We start from the raw sequence: 22,864 nt of genomic DNA on the forward strand, positions 1-22,864 counted from the left end.
CCCCCCCCCCCCCGCGGCGGGGGGCCCCCCCGCCCCGGGGTGGGGTGCCCCCCCGCCGCGGCCCGGACCATCGCGGCACCAAGGGCAGCCCGCCGACCGTCCCCCGTCGGCGGGCTGCCCTCCTCCTCTCCCGACGCCTCCCGGAACCCGTTCCTCCTGGGTGACTTTCCGCCATCCCGGTCCCGGGGCGCCTTGTGCCGCTTCATGGCGTTCTCCACCGACCTGTCACCGTGCTTGTCGGCCTGTTGTCGCCTCTCGCTCCCGCCGCTGTCGGTCGGCTGTCGGCGGATTGTCGGTGGCGACTGCTCTCATGTACGGCATGACAGAAATCGACAACAAGCCCCAACGGGGAACCGGCGGAACGGCGACCGCCGTCTCGGTACGGGGGCTGGTCAAGCACTACGGCGAGACCAAGGCGCTGGACGGCGTCGACGTGGACGTCCGCGAGGGCACGGTCCTCGGCGTCCTCGGGCCCAACGGCGCCGGCAAGACCACGCTCGTGCGCTGCCTCTCCACCCTGATCACCCCCGACTCCGGCTCGGCCTTCGTCGCCGGGTACGACGTGCTGCGCCAGCCCCGCCAGCTGCGCCGCGTCATAGGCCTCACCGGTCAGTACGCCTCGGTGGACGAGAAGCTGACCGGCTGGGACAACCTCTACATGATCGGGCGCCTGCTCGACCTGCCCCGCAAGGAGGCCCGCTCCCGGGCCGACGGCCTGCTCGAGCGGTTCTCGCTCACCGAGGCCGCCAGGCGCCCCGCGCGCACCTACTCGGGAGGCATGCGCCGCCGCCTCGACCTGGCGGCGTCCATGATCGGCCGCCCGGCCGTGCTGTTCCTCGACGAGCCGACGACCGGCCTCGACCCGCGGACGCGCAACGAGGTCTGGGACGAGGTCAAGCGCATGGTCGGTGACGGCGTCACCGTCCTGCTGACCACGCAGTACATGGAAGAGGCCGAGCAGCTCGCGAGCGAGCTCACGGTCGTCGACCGCGGCAAGGTCATCGCGGGCGGCCGCATCGAGGAGCTGAAGGCGAAGGTCGGCGGCCGCACCCTGCGCATCCGCCCGGCCGACCCGGCGCAGCTGCGCCCCACCGCCACGGCCCTCGACGAGTCCGGCCTGACCGGCCTCGCCACCACCACCGTCGACGCCGAGACCGGCGTGGTCCTGGTGCCGATCCTCAGCGACGAGCAGCTCACGGCCGTCGTGTCCACCCTCACCGCGCGCGGCATCACGCTCGCCGACATCGCCACCGAACTGCCCAGCCTGGACGAGGTCTTCCTGTCCCTCACCGGCCACAAGGCCGGCGAGACGCAGGACGCCGCGTCCACGAAGGCCACCGACTTCGAGGAGGTCGCCGCATGAGCGCCACCACGGCCCCGGCGCCCCCCGCGGCGCCCGTCACGCACCCCGTCGGCAAGCCGGGCGCCGACACCCGCATCGGCCTGCGCGGCCATGTGCGGCACACCGGCGCCCTGGTCCGCCGCAATCTGCTGTGGATCAAGGCGGACATGGAGTCGATGATCGACGCCGTGCTCATGCCGATCGTCTTCACCCTGCTGTTCGTGTACGTCTTCGGCGGCTCGGTCGGCCAGTCCCTCGGCGGCGGCCGCGAGGAGTACGTGCAGTACGTGATCCCCGGCCTGATGGCCATGATGGGGATGAATATGGCCATGGGTGTGGGCACGGGCTTCAACCAGGACTTCCAGACCGGGGTGATGGACCGGTTCCGGTCGCTGCCGATCGCGCGGTCCTCGGTGATGGTCGCGAAGATCGTCGTCGAGCTCCTCCGGATGCTCGTCGCCACCGGCATCCTGATGATCGTCGCGCTGATCATCGGCTTCTCCGTGGAGAGCGTCCCGGGCCTGATCGCGGCCGTCGGTCTCGCCATGGCCTTCGGCGTCGGCCTGATGTGGATCTTCCTCACCATGGGTGTCGTGATGAAGAGCGCCCAGGCCATCCAGGGCGTGGGCTTCCTGGTCCTGATGCCGCTGCAGTTCGGCTCGTCGATCTTCGCGCCGACGCAGTCCATGCCGGGCTGGCTCCAGGCGTTCACGGACTACAACCCGCTGTCGTCGCTCGCCGACGCGGCCCGCGGCCTGATGAACGGCGGCGCGCCGATCGCGCACGACGTGTGGGTGACGCTGATCTGGTCGGTCGCCCTGACGGCGGTCATGGCGCCGATCGCGATCCACAAGTTCCGCACCAAGACGTGACCCAGGGCGTGACCCCCCGGTCCCTACAGGTTCTCTCAGGCCTCTGAAGCCTCTCGGGCCTCTCGGGCCGCTGGGGCCTCTCGGGTCACAGCTCCGTCGAGGCGACGGCCCACTCCCAGGTGAGGCCGTCGCCCTCGGTGTAGGCGGCGGCGTACCCCGCGTCGCCGAGCACCGCGCGGACGGCGCGCTCGGCACTGCCCCGGATCTCGCGCTCCAGGGCCACGGGGACATGACCGGGCGGCAGTTGGGCGTCGGCCAGGGCGAGCAGCCGGGCCGCGTCCGCGGCGCGGTCGGCGTCGTGGCAGGCGAGCGCCCTGGCCAGGGTCGCGAGGTGCACGGCGAGCAGCTGCGGCGCGACGAGCTGCGCCAAGGGGTCGGCGGCCTTCCCGACGGCCTCGCGGGCGAAGCCGACCGCCCGCTCGTGATGGCCGTCGACGGTGTCGAGCCAGGCGTGCGAGCCGAGCACGAAGCCCTCGAAGAGCGCGAAGCCGAAGGCCGTGAACTCCTTCTTCAGGAGCGCCAGTTGCTCCCGGGCCTCGGCGGTGCGGCCGGTGCGGCCGAGCAGCCCGACGAGGAAGAGCCTGGCCGCGGGCAGCGCCCCGTTCAGCCGGTTCCCGGCGTCGCCCACCACCTGCCGCAGCAGCGCCTCACCGCGCTCGGCTTCGCCCGCCTCGACCAGGACCGTGCCGAGCCGCGCGGTCAGCAGGGACACCTGCGCCCACGCGCCGAGCGCCGTCGCGTGCTCGATCGCCGCGCGGAAGTCGGCGGCCGCCTTCCGGTACTCCCCGCGCCGCTCGTGCGCCTCGCCGCGTGAGGACAGGGCCTCGGCCGTGCCCCAGGCGTCGCCGAGCCGGGTGTAGATCTCCAGGGCCTCGTCCGCGTCGCTGCGGGCGTCTCCGGCCCAGTCGGTGCGGTTGGCGAGGATGTTGGCGCGCTGCTGGAGCGCACCCGCGAGCTCCCAGGTGAAACCGTACGTACGGCAGGCGGTCACGGTCTCGTCGATGAGACGGCGCAGCCGTTCCACGTCCCCCGTCATCAGGATGGCGAAGAACCACAGGCTGCCCGGACTCCGGCAGGTCTGCGGCAGGCCCGGCCGGTAGGTATCCCTGATGGCGCTCAGCTTCCGCGCGGCCTGCGGGGTGCGCCAGTCGGTGGGGTCCATGTCCATGCAGGAGAGCTGGATGAGGTGGACGCCGCGCCGGGCCTCCAGGAGGACCTCGCCGGACAGCGGGGGCGGGTTGTCCGTGCAGCGCGTGTACAGCGGGGCGGCGGGGGTGACGGGCGGGGCGAACGGGTCGGGGCCGAGCGCCATCACGTCCCGGGACCAGTTCCGTGCCTCCTGGCGCAGGTCGCGGATCAGCCAGAACCACGCCAGGGAGTGCACCAGGCACAGCGCCTCCTGCTCGTCGCGGGCGGCGACGGCGCGGCGCAGGGCGGTGCGCAGGTTCTCGTACTCCGCCTCGAACGCGGCGACGGCCGCGAGCTGCCCGTGCCCGCGCAGCTCCGGGTCGGTGGTGCGCGCGAACTCCCGGAAGTAGGTGAGATGCGCCCGCTCGGCGGCGCCGCGCTCCCCCGCTTCGTCCAGGCGCTCGGCGGCGTACTCGGAGACGGTCTCCAGGAGCCGGTAGCGCATCACGTCGCCGTGCGCGGCGGGCGCGGCCACGACCAGGGACTTGTCGACGAGGGAGCCGAGGACGCGGGCGATGTCGCGGGGGTCGACGTGGCTGCCCGCGCAGACGGCCTCGGCCGCCGCGAGGTCGCAGCCGCCCGCGACGACCGAGAGGCGGCGCAGGACCGCGCGTTCGGCGGTGTCGAGGAGGTCCCAGGACCAGTCGACGACGGCGCGCAGCGTCTGCTGGCGCGGCAGCACCGTGCGGGCCCCGTTGGTCAGGAGCCGGAAGCGGTCGTCGAGGCGGTCGGCGATCTGGCGCGGGGTGAGCATCCGCAGCCGGGCCGCGGCCAGTTCGATGGCGAGCGGCAGACCGTCCAGGCGGCGGCAGATCTCGGCGGCCGCGCGGGCGTCGTCGTCGACCCGGAAACCGGGCCGCGCGGACGCCCCCCGGTCGGCGAGCAGCCGCAGCGCGAACGGTTCCGGCAGCGGTTCGACCGGGTGCAGCAACTCGCCCGGCACGCCGAGGGGTTCGCGGCTGGTGGCGAGCACGGTGACCCCGGGGCACTCGGCGAGGAGCCGCTCCACGAGGGCGGCGGTGGCGTCGACGAGGTGCTCGCAGTTGTCGAGGACGAGCAGCATGCGGCGCGTGCCGCAGTGCTCGGTGAGCCGGTACAGCGGGTCGGCGGCCTTGCGTTCCGCCGCCGCCCGCAGCTCCTCGGCGCCCGCGCCGCGCAGCACCGTCTCGCGGGCGCCGAGCGCGGTCAGGACGGCCTCCGGTACGTCGTCCGGGTCGTCCACGGGCGCGAGTTCGGCCAGCCACACCCCGTCGGGCACGGTGTCGGCCGCCGCCTCGGCGGCTTCCTGGGACAGCCGCGTCTTGCCCGCCCCGCCGGGCCCTGTCAGGGTCACGAGCCGCGCCCGCCCCAGGTCGGCCCGGATCGCGTCGATGTCCCCGGCCCGCCCCACGAAGGAGGTGAGCCGGGCGCGGAGGTTGCCCTGGCCGGGGGTTCTGGCGGGGGCCGGGGGTGCCGCGCCGGTGTGGGGGGCGGTGGCCTCCTGCGCGGCGGCGGCAGCGTCCGGAGGGACGGCGTCCGCGGCCTCCCGGTCCCGGCCCCCGCTACGGCTCCGGTCCCCGCTCCGGTCCCGACCCCCGCTACGGCTCCGGTCCCGACCCCGGTCCTGGTCCTGGTCCTGGTCCTGGTCGGCGTCGCCTTCCGGGCGCAGCAGCTCCGCGTGCAGGGCGCGCAGTTCCGGCCCCGGGTCGGTGCCGAGGCGGTCGGCGAGGGTGCGGCGCACGTCGTCGTACGCGGCCAGCGCCTCCGCCGCGCGGCCGACGTCGCGCAGGGCCCGCAGGCGCAGACTCTGCAGGGCCTCGTCCAGGGGGTGCGAGTCGCACAGGGCGGTCAGTTCGGGAAGGGCCTCGTCCGCCTGGCCGAGGGCCAGGTCGGTGGCGCACCGCGCGCGCCGGGCGTCCAGGCGGCGCGCGGACCAGCGAGCGGCCTCGGCGGTGTGGTCCGGCAGGTCGGCGAAGGCCTCGCCGTGCCAGAGGGCGAGGGCGTCGTCGAGGAGGGTGGCCGCCTTGGCGGGGTCGCCGTCGGCGAGGGCGCGGGTGCCTTCGCCGACCAGGCGCTCGAAGCGGTGGGCGTCGACGTCGTCGGGGGCCGCGCGCAGGTGGTAGCCGCCTTCGGCGGAGGTGACGGCGTCGGCGCCGAGGGCTCTTCGCAACCTGCCCACCAGGGCCTGGAGCGCGCCGGTGGCGTCCGCGGGAGGTGTGTCGCCCCACACCTGGTCGACGAGGAGGGTGACCGGGACGGTGCGGCCGGGGCGGAGGGCCAGTGCGGCGAGCAGGGCGCGCAGGCGGGCGCCGCCGACCGGCACGGTGGTGCCGTCGGGGCGCAGGGCCCGGGTCACGCCTAGAACGCGGTATCGCACGCCCCCATTGTCGCCGTTCCCTCGGCTCGGGGTCCGCGCAGCCCCCACCCGTCGGCCAACGGGGTTCGCGCTCCGCGCGGGGGCGGCGGGTTGGGGTGCCCTCTGCATCAACCGCACCGTAGGCCGGGGCTGTGCCCACCCGTGCCGCCCCTGGCGGCCCAGTTGCCCACAGCAGGGGCGGGAGGGGAGCGCGGGCCAGTGGCCCGCAGCAGGGGCGGGAGGGAGGCGCGGACCGGCTGCCCACCGCAAGGGCGGGAGGGAAGCGCGGACCGGCCGCCCACCGCAAGGGCGGGAGGGAAGCGCGGACCGGCCGCCCACCGCAAGGGCGGGAGCAGGGGCGGGGGACGGCCGCCCACCGCAAGGGCGGGAGCAGGGGCGGGGGACGGCGGGAGGGAAGCATGGACCGGCTGCCCACCGCAGGGACGGGGCGGGAGCGGAGCGCGGACCGGCTGTTCGCCGCAGGGCGGGCGGTAGCCTCGCCGGAGGAGTTCGTCCCGGGCCCGTACGAAGGAGCCGCATGACCACCGCCCCCACCCGGAGCGACCGCCGGGTCAGCCCCGTCTTCCTCGGGATCGCCGCGGTCACCGCGGCCTCGGGCTGGGCGGCCTGGACCGGCTTCGCCGACAACCCGGGCTTCGCCGTCTTCCTCTTCGTCACGGCGGCCTGGATCGTCTCGCTGTGCCTGCACGAGTACGCGCACGCCCGTACCGCCCTGCACAGCGGTGACATCTCCATCGGCGCGAAGGGCTATCTGACCCTCAACCCGCTGAAGTACACGCACGCGCTGCTCAGCATCGTGCTCCCGGTGCTCTTCGTGATCATGGGCGGGATCGGTCTGCCCGGCGGCGCGGTGTTCATCGAGCGCGGCCGCATCCGGGGCCGCTGGCGGCACAGCCTCATCTCGGCGGCGGGCCCGCTGACGAATGTGCTGTTCGCGGTGGTGTGCACGGCGCCGTTCTGGCTGGACGCCCTCGACGGCGTGCCCGACACGTTCCGGTACGCGCTCGCGTTCCTGGCGCTGCTCCAGGTGACGGCGGCGATCCTGAACTTCCTGCCCGTCCCGGGCCTGGACGGCTACGGCGTGATCGAGCCGTGGCTGTCGCTGAGCATCCGCCGCCAGGTGGAGCCGTTCGCGCCGTTCGGTCTGCTCGCGGTGTTCGGCATCCTGTGGATCCCCGAGGTCAACGAAGCGTTCTTCGACGCGGTGGACGCGATCCTGCGCGGCCTCGGCGTGACCGACTGGGACACGTACTGGGGACAGCGCCTCTACCGCTTCTGGCAGGGCACCCCGGACATCCCCTCGATCAGCGGCTAGAGGCCGCGGCCGCGGCCTCGTCGCGCTGCCGCAGGGCCTTCGCGCGGCGGGAGTAGTACAAGGTCATGTTGGACGAGAGCCCCGCGAGCAGCACCCACACGATGCCGAGCCACATGCCCTGGGCGAAGGAGACCACGGCGGCGGCGACGGACAGGACGCAGACGACGAGGGCGTACAGGGCGAGGCGGGGCATGGGGGGCGCTCCTGGGTGCGGCATTCCGGACGGACGTACCGCACCAGTGTCCCCCATGCCCCGCACGGGGCCGTACGCGGCGGGCGGCCAGTGGGGGCCGCGGGCTAGATGTCGGTGACGCGCAGGCCCGCGTGCGCCTTGTAGCGGCGGTTCACCGAGATGAGGTTGGCGACGAGGGACTCCACCTGGTGGGCGTTGCGCAGACGGCCCGCGAAGACGCCGCGCATGCCGGGGATGCGGGCCGCGAGGGCCTGGACCACGTCGGTGTCGGCGCGGCTCTCGCCGAGCACCATCACATCCGTGTCGATCTCCTCGATCGACGCGTCCTGGAGCAGCACCGCCGACAGGTGGTGGAACGCGGCGGTCACCCGGGAGTCGGGCAGGAGCGCGGCGGCCTGCTCGGCGGCGCTGCCCTCCTCGGGCTTCAGGGCGTAGGCGCCCTTCTTGTCGAAGCCGAGCGGGTTGACGCAGTCGACGACGAGCTTGCCGGCGAGGTCCGCGCGCAGCCCTTCGAGGGTCTTCGCGTGGCCGTCCCACGGCACGGCGACGATCACGATGTCGCTGCGCCGCGCGCACTCACTGTTGTCCGCGCCCTCGACGCCGTGGCCGATCTCTGCGGCGGCGGCACCGGCCCGTTCGGCCGCGCGGGAGCCGATGATCACCTTCTGGCCCGCGCGGGCGAGCCGGTAGGCGAGGCCGCGGCCCTGGTCGCCGGTGCCGCCGAGCACGCCCACGACGAGCCCGGACACGTCGGGCAGGTCCCAGGGGTCCTTGGCCGGAGCCTTCTGCGCACTTTCCGTGGAAGTCATGGTCAGACCCTACGTCCGCGCGCTTGCGCCCGGCCGGACCGGCGGTTCAGTTGAGCAGGTGCAGCGGGACGCGCCGGAAGGTGATCGTCTCGTAGGCGCTGAAGTCCCCGGTCTCGTAGAGCAGCCCGAGGGCGCCCGCGTCCAGGCGGGCGAGGTCGGAGTACGCGGCGGGCAGCCCGTCGACCGTGTGGACGACGTGCCAGGTGGTGCCGGAGTCGAAGCTGGCCCGGATGCTCATCAGGGCGCGGAAGCCGGGGTCGGCGGGGCCGGAGTAGAGGAGCACGTCGGGGTCGCGCAGCTGGAGTACCGCGGCCTCGACGACGGGTCCGGTGAGGCCGGCCTGCGGCCGGAAGGGCTTGGCGAGGCTCTCGCCGCCGTCGTGGGAGTGCGCGTCCGCGCGGGTGCCGGGGGCCGGCGAGTCGTTGCGGGTGTTGAAGTAGACACGGCCGTCGGGGAGCTCGGCGGCGGTGGTCTCGTTGACGTTGACGTAGCCGTCGGGGTTGTCGTCGACGTACCCGATGCGCCAGGTCTGCCCGAGGTCGTCGCTCAGCAGGCAGTGCCCGCCGTTGTAGCGGCCCTCGGTGCCGACGTCGCTGCCCGTGGGGGGCAGCGAGTGGTTGGCGGGGACGACGACCCTGCCGCCGGTGAGCTGGATGGCGTGGCCGGGCGTGGTCGCGTACCAGCGCCAGTGGGGCTTCTTCGTCTGCGGGGTGATCTCGCGGGGCGTCGACCAGGTGAGGCCGTCGTCGTCGCTGTGCTGCACCCATACGCGGCGGCCGTCGGCCGCGGCGACCTCGCCGCGCCGGATGGCGGCCTCGGTGGCCTCGGCGGCGTTCCTGACCTGGACGAGCAGGATGCGCCCGGTGTCGAGGACGACGGGTGCGGGGTTCCCCGCGAGGTCGGTGCCGTTGGCGCCGACGACCTGGAGCGGGCCCCAGGTGCGGCCGCCGTCGACGGACCGTTTCAGGACCACGTCGATGTTCCCGAAGTCCTCCTGCGAGCCGACCCGGCCCTCGCAGAAGGCGAGGACGGTGCCGGTGTGCGTGACGACCACGGCGGGGATCCGGAAACTCGCGTACCCCTCGTTCCTCGCGCGGAACGGAACGGACGTCTCGACTGTCACAGCCTGCTCGGTTTGCTCAGCCTGCTCGGTTTGCTCAGATTTACCCATTGGCATTCGTGCCTCTTCCCCATCATGGGGGAATTCGCGGTGAACTCCCGCTGTCGAATCTTCCGTTGAGGCAGTATGCGCCGCATGGACGCCGTACGCGTCGCGCTGTTGCGCGAAGTTCTCGCCGGAACCGAATGGCCGGGTGCCACCAGGCGTTTCGCGGGGGCCCTGCGCTCCAGCGTGGTCCCGCACGGCGGCGGTCTGCTGCTCGTGGGCACCCGGGAGTACGAGCCGTGGCACCTGGCCGCGCATCTGGTGGACGAGGCCGCCTGGTCCGGCACCCCTGAGCTGGCCCCCACCCTCGTACGACACCGGCCGCGCCCGGACGCGCCCGCGCAGCTGGCGGTGGGCCTCGGCCGCATCGAGGCGGCGCGGCGCGGCGAGACGCTGCTCGTGGTGGCGCCCACCGCACCCCCGGAGGACCTCCTCGCCCGGGTGCACGACGCGCGGCGGGCGGGCGCGACGGTGTTCGCGCTCGACGAGCACGAGGGCGACCTGGGAACCCTCGCCCACGAGGCGCTCACGGTGCCGGACGACGCAGGCCTCGACCTGGACACCGTCCAGCACCTGGTGAGCGCGGCGGCGGGCGAGAACGCCGCACCCCCGGCGCGCGGGCGGCGGCGGTTCCGTGACCGGCTCTCCCGCCTCGCGGACCAGCTCACGGCGCCGCCGCCGTCGCGGTGGTGATCCGCGCTCCGCGCCGGGAGGGGCTGTGCGCTGCCCGCGCGGCGGACCCGTGCCCCCGCAAAATCGTTTGCGTGGAGGGCCGTCCGCCGCTGACCATGACCCCTTGTGAAACGCCTCGCCTCCCTGCTGCCCGACCTCTCCCCCTGGCACTCCACCCGCGACTTCCGTCTCCTGTGGGTGCAGGGCCTGGTCACCTACTTCGGCAGCTTCATGGCGATGATCGCCCTGCCGCTCCAGATCAAGCACCTCACCGACTCGCCGCTCGCGGTCGGCGCCATGGGCGCCGTCGAGCTGGTGCCGCTGATCGTCTGCGGTCTGTACGGCGGGGCGCTCGCGGACGCGGTGGACCGCCGCAAGGTGATCCTCCTGACCGAGGCGGCGCTCGGGCTGCTGGCCCTCGTGCTGTTCGTGAACGCGCTCCTGCCGCAGCCGATGCTGTGGCCGCTGTACGTGGTGGCGGCCGGCGTCTCCGGTCTCGCCGGGCTCCAGCGGCCCGCCCTGGACTCGCTGATGGCCCGCATCGTGCCGCACGACCAGCTCACGGCCGCCGCCGCGCTGAACTCGCTGCGCTGGAACGTGGGCGCGATCGCCGGTCCCGCGCTCGCGGGTGTCGTCGTCGCCTACGCGGGTCACGCCAGCGCGTACGCGGTGACCGTGATCGCCTTCGCCGTGTCGGTGGCGCTGTGCACCCGGCTCTCCCCCGCGCCCGCCGCGCACAACGCCGAGAAGCCCTCGCTGCGGGGGCTCGCGGAGGGGGCGCGGTACGCGTGGTCGCGGCCGGTGCTGCTCGGGACGTACGCGATCGACGGGGTGGCGATGCTGTTCGCGTTCCCGAACACGATCTTCCCGTTCCTCGCGGACGACCTGGACGCCGAGTGGTCGCTGGGCCTGATGTACGCGGCCGGGGCCGTCGGCTCGCTGCTCCTCAGCCTCACCAGCGGCTGGACCTCGCGGGTGCGGCGGCACGGGGTGCTCGTGGTGTGCGGGGCGGCGGGGTGGGGCGCCGCCATCACGCTGGCGGGCCTGCTCTCCGACGTCTGGCTGGTGCTGTGCTGTCTGGCGCTCGCCGGTGCGGGCGACATGCTCAGCGGGCTCGGGCGGTCGACGATCTGGAACCAGACCATTCCCGACGGACTTCGGGGGCGGCTCGCGGGGATCGAGGTCCTCTCCTACAGCGTCGGGCCGCAGCTCGGGCAGGTGCGGGCGGGGGCCGCGGCGGGGTGGAGCGGGACGCGGCCCGCGATCTGGTCCGGGGGCCTCGTCTGTGTGGGGGCGGTGGCCGCGCTGACCGCGGCGATGCCCGCGCTGCTGCGGTACGACGCCGCCACGGATGCCGATGCCCGGCTGCGGCGGGACGCGGCTGCCGCCGCGTAGGTCCCGCGGCTCAGCCCCACGCGCCGCGGGCCCGACGCCCGGACCAGGCCCCTTTACGCCGGGTTACGTCGGGTTACGTCGGGCCCTACGTGTCAGCCGCCCGGCGTCGGGGCCGTGCCCACAGGGGGGCCGGCAGGGCGGCCGGCCACCCGGGGGCGGGTGCCAGCCGGGGAGGCCCGCGTCGGGGGTGGGTGTCAGCGGGGGCCCGGGTCGGGGGTCTCGCCCGTGTCGCTGTCGTGCCAGCGCGGGTCCGTGTCCCATTCCAGGTTGCGCTCCCGCGCGCTCTCCATCGCGTGGGTGGCCTCCTCGCGGGAGGCGTAAGGGCCGAACCGGTCCTTGCCGGGGCACTCCGGCCCCTCCTCGACCTTCTTGTGGTCCAGGCAGTAGTACCACTCGCCCGGCTTGCCCACGGTCCGCTTCTTGAACAGCGCCATGTCCTGCTCCTCTCTCTCCCGCCATGCTGCCCCACGTGTGCTCGTTAGACTCGCTGGCATGTCTGGCCAGTCACTGCTCGTACCAGGGGAGCTCTCTCCCACCCGTTCCGTGCCCGGGAACATCCGGCGCCCGGAGTACGTCGGCAAGCCCGCGCCGACGCCGTACAACGGTCCGGAGGTGCAGACCCCGGAGACCGTCGAGCTGATGCGGACCGCGGGCCGCATCGCCGCGCGCGCGATGGCGGAGGCCGCCAAGGCGATCGCGCCCGGCGTGACCACCGACGAGCTCGACCGCATCGCCCACGCGTACATGTGCGACCACGGCGCCTACCCCTCGACGCTCGGCTACCGCGGCTTCCCGAAGTCGCTGTGCTCCTCGGTCAACGAGGTCATCTGCCACGGCATCCCCGACTCCACCGTCCTCAAGGACGGCGACATCATCAACCTGGACGTCACGGCGTACATCGGCGGCGTGCACGGCGACAACAACGCCACGTACCTGGTGGGCGACGTCGACGAGGAGTCGAGGCTGCTCGTCGAGCGCACCCGCGAGTCCCTGAACCGCGCCATCAAGGCGGTCAGGCCCGGCCGCCAGATCAACATCATCGGCCGCGTCATCGAGTCCTACGCCAAGCGCTTCGGCTACGGCGTCGTACGCGACTTCACCGGCCACGGCATCAACTCGTCGTTCCACTCCGGCCTGATCGTCCCGCACTACGACAGCCCGCACGCGACGACGGTCATCCAGCCGGGCATGACCTTCACCATCGAGCCGATGCTGACCCTCGGCACGTACGAGTACGACATGTGGGACGACGGCTGGACCGTCGTGACGAAGGACCGCAAGCGCACCGCGCAGTTCGAGCACACGCTGGTCGTGACGGACACCGGGGCGGAGATCCTCACGCTGCCGTGACCGGTCCCGGACGACGGGACGAAAGAGCCGGGCCCTGTCGGGTCCGGCTTTTTTGATCCATACGCATCCCCCACCACCGACGGGGTATGTTTTTTGCCGACAGGACGTCGGGAACCAGTTGACTTAGGTAAGCCTAACCTTAGATGATCGGTCCTGGCCATCTTGGTTCCCGCCCGTCTATCGGCTCCGGAGGTCCCCCATGGACTCGGCGATCACTCAGCGCCCCTCGTTCTCGACGCTCATCCGCACGGCGTCCCACGAACAGCACACGGAGGCGGAGTCGTCCTCGTTCATGAGCGACCTCCTCGGCGGCCGCCTCGACGTGAGCGCGTACGCGAGGTACACGGAACAGCTCTGGTTCGTCTACCGCGCCCTGGAGGACGCCGCGCAGACCCTGCGCGAGGACCCCGTGGCGGGGCCCTTCATACAGCCCGAGCTGGCGCGCGTCGCCGAGCTCGAGCGGGACCTCGCGCATCTGCGCGGCCCCGACTGGCGCGCGGGCCTCAGCGCCCTGCCCGCCACGGCCGCGTACGCGGCCCGCGTCGAGGAGTGCGCCCGCACGTGGCCCGGCGGCTATGTCGCCCACCACTACACCCGCTATCTCGGGGACCTGTCCGGCGGACAGATCATCCGCGGCAAGGCGGAGCAGACGTGGGGCTTCGCCCGCAAGGGCGACGGAGTGCGGTTCTACGTCTTCGAGGGGATCTCCAACCCCGCCGCGTTCAAGCGGGGTTACCGAGAGCTGCTCGACGGGCTCGACGCCGTCGTCCCGGACGAGCTGGAGAAGCAGCGCATCGTCGACGAGTGCAAGTTCGCGTTCGTCCTGAACACCGCTGTCTTTCGGGAGCTGGGGGGCGAGTTCCCGCTGTCCGCGTAGGAGTTGCTGCCCTGCCGGGCGGGCGTCGATCGCGCTGCGCGCTCGTCCTCAAACGCCGGACGGGCTCAAACGAAACCCCCTACGCCCTGCCGCGCGCTCGTCCTCAAACGCCGGACGGGCTCAATCGAGCCGGGAACGCCACCCTGCCGCCCAGCTCGATGAAGTCGTCGGGGGCCGGCGCCGTCAGGAGTTGGGAGCCGCGGCCCTGGGTGATGTTGAGGGCCCGGCCCAGTTCCTGGGTGAGCTGGAGTGCTGCCGCGCCGGTGGCCTCGTCCTCGACGATGCCGTCCCCGCGGCCGGGGAACCCCCGTGCGCGCACGCGCCCCGCGGCCTCGTCCTCCCACGCCCACGCGTAGACCCACTCCCCGGTGGGCGGCACGGCGAGCGCCTCCACCTCGGCCGCCGTCGCGTACCGGCGCAGCGTCCGCGGCGGCGCCCAGTCGGCCCGCGCCACGATCCAGCTGAACTCCCCGTCCTGCCGCGCCTCGACGACCCCCGCCGCCGTCACCAGCTCCGGCACGTCGAGCAGCCAGGCCGCGCCGACGCACGGGTAGCCCGCGAAGGGCAGCCGACCCGTGGGCGTGTAGATGTCGATCGCGCCGCGCTCCGGGTCGTCCACGAACACGGTCTCGCTGAAGCCGAGTTTGGCGGCCAGCGCCTGCCGGTCCGCCCGCGCGGCCACCCGTGAGCCGTTCCGCACGACCCCGAGTTCGTTGCCGTGCCGTCCGTCCGGCGCGCAGAAGACCCGTACGACGTCGATGCCCTGGTGCACGTCCGGGACACCGGACGTGCCCCGCGCGCCGAGTTCGCTCTCTCCGTTCACTCCGGCATTGAAGCATCACCGGTGGCGCTCGCGCCCCCGTGCCGAAGGCCGACGGCGGGTGGCCCGCGCACCGCGCGCCCGCCACCCGCCGTCGGCCCGGAGTCCTCGCTCCGGCGCACTCCGCCCTTCGCGCCTACGCGTGCCCGTGCGGGCGCAGCGGCCTGCGGCGCGCCGCGTACACCGCTCCGGCCCCGGCCACGACCACCGCGCCCGCGACGCCGAGCAGCGCCCCGGAGGGCGTGTCGGAGCCCGTCGCGGCCAGCGATCCGGCGCCGCCGACGGAACCGCCGCCGCCACCCACGCTGCCGCCGCCGACCGAACCGCCGCCCGCGGCCGCGGCCGCGTCACCGCCGCCCCCGCCGGCCTCGCCGGAGGTACCGGCTCCGCCGTCGGAGGAGGGAGCCGGCGGAAGCGCGGCGTCCGCGGACAGGGCGAGCGCCAGCGTCAGGGGGTCGAGCTTCTCGCCCTTCTTGTACGGCGACCCGTTCTCCTCGCTCTCGAACTGCTTGGCGCCCGCCGCCGTGAGCCGCGTCGGGACCTTGCGGAGCTGGACGACGTCGCCCTGCGCCGCGTACGAGACACCGGACAGGTCGAGCGTCGCGAACTGCACGTCGTCGTTGGTGCCCGCCGGGGTCTTCACGTCCACCGACAGCGTGCCCTTGGTGCCGTTCGCGCGGACCTTGAAGTCGCTGAACCTCATGTCGATGCCGTGGTCCTGGTAGCGGAACCGCACGCTGCCCCCGAAGGACGCGTCGATCTTCCTGGCGTCGGCGTCCCAGGTCGCCTTGGCGTACGGGAAGTCGTATCCGGCGGAGGTCTTCTTGGCGCCCCCGGCGGTCGTCACCCCGCCGCCCGAGGAGATGTAGCGCCGGAAGGACTCCTTCAGGCCCCAGGACAGTTTACCGCCGGCGACCTGGCCGGACGGTGCCCGCCCGCCGGAGCCGCCCGCGCCGGACGTCGGCTTCGGCGCCGGCTTCGTGGGCTTCGGCGCGGGCTTGTCCGAGGGCTTCGGCGACGGCTTGCCGGGCTTGCCCGGCTCACCGGGCTCGCTGGGCTTGCCGGGTGTGCCGGGTGTGGTCCCCGGTGACGGCGCGGGGCCCGCGTTCTTCACGGTCAGCGTGGCCGGGTCGAGCACCTGGCCCTTCCGGTAGATGCCGTCGAACGCCTTCGCGCCCTTCGCGGTGAGCTTCGTCGGGATGTCCTTGAACGTCATCGTGGAGCCGGGGCCGTGCCCCGCCGTGACGCCGGACAGGTCGAGCACGGCCAGGTCGATGTCGTTCTGCTTGGCACCGTTGAGGGAGACGTCGGCCTGGATGGCACCGGTCTTGCCCTTGGTGTGCACCCTGACGTCGGCGATCCTGATGTCGAACTTGTGCACCGTCGAGACGAAGCGGACTTCGCCCTTGAAGGCCGCCTTCATGACGTGGCCCGTCATCTTGTACGTGCCCTTGCCGCCGGTGAAGGTGAACACCCCGTTCCGCGGCGCCTGCTTGGCCCCGCCGGTGACCTTGATCTTCCCGCGCGCCATGCCTGTGACGTAGTCGCGGAAGGACTTCTTGAGACCCCAGTCCAGGGTGCCGTTCTTGAGCGCGAACGCCTGGGGCGCCCGGGGTGCCTCGGCCGCGACCCCCTCGGCGGGAGTGTCCGCCGGGGTGTCGGCGACGGCGGGCAGGGTGAGTGCGGCGGCGCCGAGTACAGCGGCGGTCGCGACGGCCGCTGCGCGGGCTATGGGGCGGCGGGTTGCTGCCATGGTCAGTGTGCTCCTCGAAGGGGGGAAAGGAGGGAGGGGAGGGGGTGCGCGCCTGTCGGTGCGCTTCAGCGGGGTGGTCCCTGGGCTCGGGCTCAGGGATTTTCGGCGGCGCCGGAGGCCTCGGTGGAAGCCTCTGTGGCGTTCTCGGTGGCGGGCTCGGGCCGCCCCTGCCGCCGCTTGCGTACGAGCAGGAAGGCGACGGCGGCGGCGACCAGCAGCGCGGCGGCCGACCCGAGGACGATCGGCAGGGCCTTCGACGAGTCGGAGCCGGAGTCGGAGGAGGAGTCGGAGTCCGCCGAACCGTCGGAGCCCGCCGTGGAACCGGACTTGGCCCCGGCGGGGGACTCCTTCGCGCCGGGCGCGGCCGCGGAGCCGAGGTCGGGCAGGGCAGGCAGTTGGGCGTCGCCGTCGACGGCGACGGCCAGGGACACCGGGTCCATCGCGGTGCCCGGCGGGTAGAGCGAGCCGAACGCCTTGGAGCCGTCGGCGGTGAGCTTCGCGGGGGCCTCGGTGACGGCGATCAGGCCGTCCTTCGGCTTGAGGCCCGTCAGTTCCTTGTCGGTGAAGGTGACGAGCGGGGCCTTCTTCTTCGTGAAGCCCTTGCCCGCGACGTCGGCGTAGAGCGTGCCTTCGCCGTCCCGTACGGCGACGGCGACGCGGCTCAGTCCGATGTCCAGGCCGTGGCCGCCGGTGAAGCGGACGGCTCCGGCGAAGTCGGCGGAGAGCGTGTGCTTCTTCTCGTCGTACGTGCCCTCGCCCTTCGGGAAGCGGAACAGCGCGCCGCCGTCCTGGGCGCCGGACGTGAGCGTCCACTTGCCCTTGGCGATGGACCCGGAGACGTACTCGCGGAACGTGCGGCGCACGCCCCAGTCGACGGCGGCGTCCTCGATGCGCCCCGCGGTCTTCTCCTTGGGCGCGTTCCTGTCCTCGGCCGCGTCCTTGCCCCCGGCCCTGCCCTTGGGGCCGTCCTCGGCCTTGTCCTTCTTGCCGCCCGCGGACCCCGTCACCAGATCGGTCGACAGGCTCACCGGATCGAGCTGGGTGCCCGCCGTGTAGTACCCGGCGAAGGCCTTGGCGCCCTGTGCGGTGAGTGTCGTGGGGAGGGTGGTGAGGGCGATCGGCCCCGTGCCGCCCTTCATGTTGATGCCGGAGACGTTCAGCGTCGCGAGGGGCACCTGGGCGGTCGAGGTGACCTTTCCGGTGCCCTTGTCCTTGCTGATCATGTCGGCGAAGAGGGTGCCGGAGCCGCCCGCGACCTCGACGGTGGGGCGGCTGATCGTCAGGTCGAGGGCGTAGGCGCCGCCCTTCTTGTGCCCGGTGAAGTGCACGCCGCCGCTGAAGGCCGCGGTGAAGGCGCCGGTGTCCGGGTCGTAGGAACCCTTGGCGGAGTGGAAGCGGAACTGGCTGCCGCCGACCGTGGCCGCGCCGCCCTGGAGGTTCCAACTGCCTTTGGCGATGGGCCCGGTGACATAGCTCTGGAAGGACGACTTGATGCCCCAGTCGAGCCTGCCGCCGCTCACCGCCCGCTCCTGCGCGTAAGCCGCGGACGCCGGCAGCAGGGCTCCGGCGAGTCCGGCGACGACGACGGCCGCTCCGGTGCGGACGCGGGCACGGCGGCGCGCTGCCGGCCGACGCGACGAGGGCGGCGAGGACGGCGAAAGCGGCGAGGACGGCGAGGACACAGCACCCCTCCAGGTCTAGATCGCTAAGGTAAGGCTAACCTAATCTAAGACCATTCCTACCGGGAACCCCACGACAGGACGGTGGACTCAGGTGCGCAAGCCGCGCTCACTCCGGACAGTCGGCGCTCTGGCGGCCGTACTCGCGCTCACCCTCGCCGGATGCGGAACGTCCGACGACGACGGTCCGGCGCGCGGCGGCCCCCGGGCGGAGGCGGCCGCCGACCGGGTGGAGCCCCTTCAGGCCGTGCCCGCGCCGAAGTTGCCCGTGACCGTGCGGTCCGCCGACGGCAAGCGGGTCACCGTCGCCGACACCAGCAGGATCGTGCCGCTGACCGGCAGCCTGAACGAGATCGTCTTCACCCTCGGGCTCGGCGGGCGCGTCGTCGCGCGCGACATCACCGCGACCTTCCAGCAGGCCGCGAAACTGCCGGTGGTGACGCGCGCCCACGACGTCTCCGCGGAGAGCGTGCTGTCCCTGAAGCCGACGGTCGTGCTCGCGGACACCACGACGGGCCCCGCCGAGGCGATCGACCAGATCCGCGCGGCGGGCATCCCCCTCGTCGTCCTCGAACCGGCCAAGAGCCTCGCCGACGTGAGCCCCCGCATCGAGGCGGTGGCCGCCGCGCTCGGCGTCCCGAAGGCGGGCGCCGAGCTCACCTCCCGTACGCAGCAGCGGATTTCGAAGGTGCGCAAGTCCGTGCCCGCGGAGGCGAGGAAGCCGCGGGTGGCGTTCCTGTATCTGCGCGGGTCGGCCTCCGTGTATCTCCTCGGCGGGCGCGAGTCGGGTGCGGGTTCCCTGCTCGAAGCGGCGGGGGCGATCGACGCCGGCAAGGCGTCCGGCCTGAAGAAGGACTTCACGGCCATCACGAGCGAGGCCCTGGCCAAGGCGGCGCCGGACGCGATCCTGGTGATGTCGAAGGGCCTCGACTCCGTGGGCGGTACGGACGGCCTTGTGAAGATCCCCGGCGTGGCCGAGACCCCCGCGGGCCTCGACCGCCGCGTCGTGTCCATCGAGGACGGCGTCCTGCTCAACTACGGCCCTCGCACCGACCGGGTGCTCAAGTCCCTGGTGGACCAGCTCTACGAGGACGCGAAGTGACCCTCGTCAGCAGACCGGTGACCAAGGCCCGGGAGACTGACGAGGCCGGGCAGGCACGCGGGACCCGCCGGGGTGCGCCGTACCTCCTCACCGTCGCCCTCGCCGCCGCCCTCGTCCTCCTCGCGCTGCTGTCCGCAGGGATCGGCGCGTACGACATCCCCCTCGGTGACGTGCTCGCCTCCGTGCGGCACCGCGTCGGGCTCGGCGGTCACGCGCTCGACCGGGTCGGCGAGAGCGTGCTGTGGAACGTGCGGCTGCCGCGCGTGACGCTCGCCCTGCTCGTGGGCGCGTCCCTCGGCTGCGCGGGCGCGCTGATGCAGGGCGTGTTCGGCAATCCGCTGGCCGAGCCCGGCGTCATCGGGATCTCCTCGGGCGCGGCGGTCGGCGCGGTCGCCTCGATCGCCCTCGGCCTCACCTTCTTCGGCAACTGGACGGTGACGGTCTGCGCGTTCGTGGCGGGCCTCGCGACGGTCCTGCTCGTGTACGTCCTGTCCCGCGAGGGCGGCCGTACGGAGGTCGTGACGCTGATCCTCACGGGCATCGCGGTGAACGCCTTCGCGGGTGCCCTCATCGGCCTGTTCCTGTTCTTCGCGGACAACGCGCAGGTCACCCAGATCACGTTCTGGCAGCTCGGTTCGCTCGCGCAGGCGACCTGGCCGAAGGTGCTCGCGGTCCTGCCGTGCGCGACGGCCGGGCTGCTCGTCGCGCCGCTGTACGCGCGCAAGCTGGACCTCCTCGCCCTCGGGGAGCGGCCCGCACGCCATCTGGGCGTGGACGTGGAGCGGCTGCGGACGGTGCTCGTCCTCGTGGTGGCGCTCCTGACGGCGGCGGCCGTGGCCGTGGCCGGCATCATCACGTTCGTGGGTCTTCTCGTGCCGCACCTGCTGCGGATGGCCGCCGGTCCGGGCCACCGGTTCCTGGTGCCGGGCAGCGCGCTCGGCGGGGCCGTCGTCCTCGTCGGCGCCGACCTGGCGGCGCGCACCGTCGCGGCGCCCGCGGAGCTGCCGCTCGGCGTGCTCACCGCGCTCTTCGGCAGCCCGTTCTTCTTCTGGCTGCTGCGCAGGACCCGCCGCAGGCAGGGAGGTTGGGCATGATCGCGGCTCTGAGCCGGAGGATCCTCACGGGCCGCGACCGGGCGCTGCCCTCTCCCGCCGCGCCCGGCGATGTGCTCGCGGAGACGGCGGACCTGCGGGTGCTGCTCGGCGGCCGGGAGGTCCTGAAGGGCGTGACGGTGCGGGCCCGCGCGGGCGATGTGCTCGCCCTGGTGGGTCCCAACGGGGCCGGGAAGTCGACCCTGTTGGCCGCCCTGGCCGCCGACCTGCCCGCCGCGTCCGGCACGGTGCGCGTCTGCGGCAGGACCGCCGCGGACTGGGCGGCGCGCGATCTCGCCCTGCGCCGTGCGGTGCTGCCGCAGTCGGCCGTGCTGTCGTTCCCGTTCCCGGTCGAGGACGTCGTGCGGATGGGGCGTGCGCCGTGGGCCGGTACCCGCCGTGCCGACGACGACGACCGGATCGTACGGGCCGCCATGGCGGCCACCGAGGTGGAGGCGTTCGCCGCGCGGCCCTTCTCGGCGCTCAGCGGCGGCGAGCGGGCCCGCGTCGCCCTGGCCCGGGTGCTCGCGCAGAGCGCCCCGCTGCTGCTGCTCGACGAGCCGACGGCGGCGCTCGACCTGCGCCACCAGGAGCTGGTCCTGCGCGTGTGCCGGGAGCGGGCCGCCGCCGGTGACGCGGTGGTGGTCGTCCTGCACGACCTGGGTCTCGCGGCGGCGTACGCGGACCGCGTGGTGGTCCTGGACGGCGGCACGGTCGCCGCCGACGGCGCTCCCGTCGACGTGTTCGACGAGCGGCTCCTCTCGGACGTCTACCGGCAGCCCGTCGAGGTCCTCCCCCATCCGCGGACGGGCACGCTCCTCGTCACGCCCCGGCGGGCGCCCGCACCCGGCGGCCCGACGAAAGGGGACACGGCGGGCGGTTGAGGACGTTGGGCGCACTGCCCCATCCCGGCGTCGGGGCGCCCGCCGGCCCCGATAGGGTTCGGGCCCGGGAAGGGGTAGGTGAAGGTATCCGATGAGCAGGGTTCGCAGGCTCGGCAGGCCGGTCTCGTACGCGGCGGCGGTGGCGGTCCTCTCGCTGGCGGCGAGCGGGTGCGTGACGGTGCACGGCGAGCGGGAGGTCGTGCGCACGGCGACCCGGCCGGAGGCCGCCCGCGCGCTGAAGGACTTCCTCACCGCCTACAACAAGGCGGACAAGGCGTACGACCCGGCCCTGAACGCGTCCCGGGTCACCGGTCCGCTCGGCGCCATCAACCAGGCGGGTCTCAAGGCGCGGCACGCCCAGAACCCGGACGGCAACTCCCACCACGTACCCCTGGAACTGACGGACGTGTCGTACGCCATCCCGAAGAAGGCGGGCTGGCCGCGCTGGTTCGTCGCCGACGCGCTCGCCAACCGCAAGCCGGACGACTACCGCTGGCTGATCGTCTTCACCCGCGCCGACGCGGACGCGCAGTGGGAGGCGACCTATCTGAACCTGGTGCGGCCCGACCGGCTGCCGGAGCTGCGGAAGGACGGGGACGGCCATGTGGAGCCCGTCGCGGTGGACCGGGGCGGCCTCGCGATGGCGCCGCGGCGGCTGGGCTCCGCGTACACGGACTATCTGAAGTCCGGCGGCGACGCCTTCGCGCCGGGGCCGCACACCTCGCAGTGGAAGGCGGCCCGCGACCGCAGCGGGAAGCGGCTCGGTCTCGCCGTGCAGTACATCGACCAGCCGCGGAACGAGGGCTCGTTCGCCCCCGTGGGCCTGCGCACGAAGGACGGCGGCGCGCTGGTGTTCTTCAGCACGCACCACTACGAGAAGCAGACCGCGTCCAAGGGCCTGAACGTCACCGTGCAGCCGGACGTGAAGCCCCTCATGCGGGGCGAGGCCAAGCAGTCCATCACCTTGGAACGCGTCTCGAACCAGGTCGCCCTGGACCCCGAGGGCACGGGCGAGGTGTCCGTCCTGAGCCGGATGCAGGGCCTGGTGGGCGCGAAGGGCGAGTAGACCCGGCGGTCGTCAGCCGCGCTGGGGCCAGGCCGTGCCGGCCGTCGCGTCGTCGCGGGGCTCGCCCGCGTATCGCGCGCACTCGTCGGTGAGGGTCTCCAGGAGGGTGAGCGGGTCGGGCAGCGGGTGCTCCGGGCCACGGACCCAGCGCACGCCGAGGTCGCCCGGGAGCCGGGCGGGCGGCACGAGGACGTACGAACCGCGGCAGTGCCAGCGCAGGCCGGGATGCTCGTCCATGGTCTCCGGATGGCAGTCCAGCTCGCACGGCCACCACTCGTCCTCGTCCTCGGGGGTGCCGCGGGTCGCCGTGAAGAACAGCATCCGGCCCTGGTCGTGCGCGCCCTCGGACTCCGCGACGGGCCCCACGTCCACACCGGCGTCGAGCAGCCGCGCCAGGGCGGCGCGCCCGGCGTCCAGGGGCACGTCGAGGACGTCGTGCACCATGCCGGTCGCGGTGATGAAGTTGGCCCCCGGCTGATGGCGGGCCCAGCGCTCGATCTGCCCGCGGTCGGTCGTGGACTGCGTCTGCCAGGCGAAGGACACCGGGTGCCGGGCGGGCGTGGGACAGCCGATGCGGTCGCACGAACACCGGTAGCCGGCGGGATACGCGGCCGGGGCGATCGGCAGCCCCGCGGCTGCGACGGCGAGCAGCAGCCCCTCCCGGCTCTCGGCGGCGGCCGCGCTGCCGCTGTCCGCGGTGCGCCCGCGCCGACGAAGCCACTGGGAGATCCTGCTCTGCGCGCCGGACGACCGGCCGAACTCCTCGCCCATCTATCCCCTCACCTCGCCATTGTGCGGAACAGCATGACCTATGGTCCCACCATCCTGCTCTCCGGGTGGCCGTAGTCCACATCCGGGGTAGCTGGGGCGATGCCAGCCGCTGGGTGACATAGCGCGTCATTTCACGCTGCGCGTCGAATCGCCCACCTACGGTG

At 73.5% G+C, this 22,864-nt stretch carries 21 protein-coding genes; 12 read left to right on the plus strand and 9 right to left on the minus strand.

Annotation, left to right across the window (positions count from 1 at the left end; genetic code table 11):
• Positions 1–319 precede the first annotated feature (319 nt).
• Together GPA10_RS04190 and GPA10_RS04195 are read left to right on the plus strand one after the other, a co-directional pair.
• Entirely contained in the window at positions 320–1,363 is a 1,044-nt protein-coding gene (locus GPA10_RS04190) for an ATP-binding cassette domain-containing protein (protein WP_241845324.1), read from the plus strand.
• On the plus strand, positions 1,360–2,214 hold the full coding sequence (locus GPA10_RS04195) for an ABC transporter permease (protein WP_198351502.1): 855 nt from the start codon (positions 1,360–1,362) through the stop codon (positions 2,212–2,214). The genes GPA10_RS04190 and GPA10_RS04195 overlap by 4 nt, the downstream gene beginning before the upstream one ends.
• An 85-nt stretch (positions 2,215–2,299) precedes the next feature.
• Here the strand turns inward: GPA10_RS04195 and GPA10_RS04200 are convergent, their stop codons facing one another.
• Positions 2,300–5,758, minus strand: a complete 3,459-nt coding sequence (locus GPA10_RS04200; RefSeq protein WP_343040304.1) for an AfsR/SARP family transcriptional regulator — start codon at positions 5,756–5,758, stop codon at positions 2,300–2,302.
• Positions 5,759–6,156: 398 nt separating this feature from the next.
• On the opposite strand from GPA10_RS04200, the gene GPA10_RS43305 reads away from it, so the two are divergent.
• The gene (locus GPA10_RS43305) at positions 6,157–6,279 is read left to right on the plus strand and encodes a hypothetical protein (protein ID WP_281364737.1); all 123 of its coding nucleotides are present in this window, start codon (positions 6,157–6,159) and stop codon (positions 6,277–6,279) included.
• The gene (locus GPA10_RS04205; protein WP_058850387.1) at positions 6,276–7,073 is read left to right on the plus strand and encodes a site-2 protease family protein; all 798 of its coding nucleotides are present in this window, start codon (positions 6,276–6,278) and stop codon (positions 7,071–7,073) included. Before GPA10_RS43305 ends, GPA10_RS04205 begins: the two co-directional genes overlap by 4 nt.
• On the opposite strand, the gene GPA10_RS04210 is transcribed toward GPA10_RS04205, so the two are convergent.
• The 3 genes from GPA10_RS04210 to GPA10_RS04220 all read right to left on the minus strand — a co-directional run bounded on the left by GPA10_RS04210 (position 7,063) and on the right by GPA10_RS04220 (position 9,198).
• Positions 7,063–7,266: a hypothetical protein gene (locus GPA10_RS04210; protein WP_157164306.1), complete on the minus strand. Its 204-nt coding sequence runs from the start codon at positions 7,264–7,266 to the stop codon at positions 7,063–7,065. The genes GPA10_RS04205 and GPA10_RS04210 overlap by 11 nt on opposite strands.
• A 104-nt stretch (positions 7,267–7,370) precedes the next feature.
• A complete protein-coding gene (gene npdG, locus GPA10_RS04215; RefSeq protein WP_157164307.1) occupies positions 7,371–8,075 on the minus strand; it encodes an NADPH-dependent F420 reductase in 705 nt (234 codons plus the stop codon).
• 46 nt (positions 8,076–8,121) lie between these two features.
• Positions 8,122–9,198, minus strand: coding sequence for a sialidase family protein (locus GPA10_RS04220; RefSeq protein WP_241845320.1), 1,077 nt, complete (start codon positions 9,196–9,198; stop codon positions 8,122–8,124).
• Positions 9,199–9,330: 132 nt separating this feature from the next.
• On the opposite strand from GPA10_RS04220, the gene GPA10_RS04225 reads away from it, so the two are divergent.
• Positions 9,331–9,933, plus strand: coding sequence for a hypothetical protein (locus tag GPA10_RS04225; RefSeq protein WP_157164308.1), 603 nt, complete (start codon positions 9,331–9,333; stop codon positions 9,931–9,933).
• A 105-nt stretch (positions 9,934–10,038) separates the two neighbouring features.
• A complete protein-coding gene (locus tag GPA10_RS04230) occupies positions 10,039–11,307 on the plus strand; it encodes an MFS transporter (protein ID WP_343040305.1) in 1,269 nt (422 codons plus the stop codon).
• A 194-nt stretch (positions 11,308–11,501) separates the two neighbouring features.
• Here GPA10_RS04230 and GPA10_RS04235 read toward each other — a convergent pair whose 3' ends face one another.
• The gene (locus tag GPA10_RS04235; RefSeq protein WP_157164309.1) at positions 11,502–11,741 is read right to left on the minus strand and encodes a hypothetical protein; all 240 of its coding nucleotides are present in this window, start codon (positions 11,739–11,741) and stop codon (positions 11,502–11,504) included.
• Positions 11,742–11,799: 58 nt separating this feature from the next.
• On the opposite strand from GPA10_RS04235, the gene map reads away from it, so the two are divergent.
• Entirely contained in the window at positions 11,800–12,657 is an 858-nt protein-coding gene (map, locus tag GPA10_RS04240; protein WP_157164310.1) for a type I methionyl aminopeptidase, read from the plus strand.
• 199 nt (positions 12,658–12,856) lie between these two features.
• Positions 12,857–13,534 carry a biliverdin-producing heme oxygenase gene (locus tag GPA10_RS04245; protein WP_157164311.1) on the plus strand — a complete coding sequence of 226 codons (678 nt, stop codon included), beginning with the start codon at positions 12,857–12,859 and terminating at the stop codon, positions 13,532–13,534.
• Positions 13,535–13,637: 103 nt separating this feature from the next.
• Here GPA10_RS04245 and GPA10_RS04250 read toward each other — a convergent pair whose 3' ends face one another.
• From GPA10_RS04250 to GPA10_RS04260, 3 genes are all read right to left on the minus strand, one after another.
• Positions 13,638–14,306, minus strand: coding sequence for a PhzF family phenazine biosynthesis protein (locus GPA10_RS04250; RefSeq protein WP_425505674.1), 669 nt, complete (start codon positions 14,304–14,306; stop codon positions 13,638–13,640).
• Positions 14,307–14,490: 184 nt separating this feature from the next.
• On the minus strand, positions 14,491–16,107 hold the full coding sequence (locus tag GPA10_RS04255; protein WP_157164312.1) for an HtaA domain-containing protein: 1,617 nt from the start codon (positions 16,105–16,107) through the stop codon (positions 14,491–14,493).
• Positions 16,108–16,199: 92 nt separating this feature from the next.
• Positions 16,200–17,789 carry an HtaA domain-containing protein gene (locus GPA10_RS04260; protein ID WP_343040307.1) on the minus strand — a complete coding sequence of 530 codons (1,590 nt, stop codon included), beginning with the start codon at positions 17,787–17,789 and terminating at the stop codon, positions 16,200–16,202.
• A 91-nt stretch (positions 17,790–17,880) separates the two neighbouring features.
• Between GPA10_RS04260 and GPA10_RS04265 the strand changes: the two genes are divergently transcribed.
• From GPA10_RS04265 to GPA10_RS04280, 4 genes are all read left to right on the plus strand, one after another.
• Positions 17,881–18,888 carry a heme/hemin ABC transporter substrate-binding protein gene (locus tag GPA10_RS04265; protein WP_343040308.1) on the plus strand — a complete coding sequence of 336 codons (1,008 nt, stop codon included), beginning with the start codon at positions 17,881–17,883 and terminating at the stop codon, positions 18,886–18,888.
• On the plus strand, positions 18,885–19,982 hold the full coding sequence (locus tag GPA10_RS04270) for a FecCD family ABC transporter permease (protein ID WP_425505663.1): 1,098 nt from the start codon (positions 18,885–18,887) through the stop codon (positions 19,980–19,982). Before GPA10_RS04265 ends, GPA10_RS04270 begins: the two co-directional genes overlap by 4 nt.
• Complete coding sequence (locus GPA10_RS04275) at positions 19,979–20,863, plus strand: heme ABC transporter ATP-binding protein (RefSeq protein WP_157164313.1); 885 nt, start codon at positions 19,979–19,981, stop codon at positions 20,861–20,863. The genes GPA10_RS04270 and GPA10_RS04275 overlap by 4 nt, the downstream gene beginning before the upstream one ends.
• Before the next feature lie 91 nt (positions 20,864–20,954).
• Positions 20,955–21,929 carry an SCO2278 family lipoprotein gene (locus GPA10_RS04280; RefSeq protein WP_058850375.1) on the plus strand — a complete coding sequence of 325 codons (975 nt, stop codon included), beginning with the start codon at positions 20,955–20,957 and terminating at the stop codon, positions 21,927–21,929.
• A gap of 12 nt (positions 21,930–21,941) precedes the next feature.
• Here the strand turns inward: GPA10_RS04280 and GPA10_RS04285 are convergent, their stop codons facing one another.
• Positions 21,942–22,700 (minus strand): bifunctional DNA primase/polymerase, encoded by a 759-nt coding sequence (locus GPA10_RS04285; RefSeq protein WP_058850374.1) that lies wholly within the window; start codon positions 22,698–22,700, stop codon positions 21,942–21,944.
• Positions 22,701–22,864: the final 164 nt, after the last annotated feature.

The organism is Streptomyces typhae, assembly GCF_009755605.1.
Lineage (GTDB): Bacteria > Actinomycetota > Actinomycetes > Streptomycetales > Streptomycetaceae > Streptomyces > Streptomyces typhae.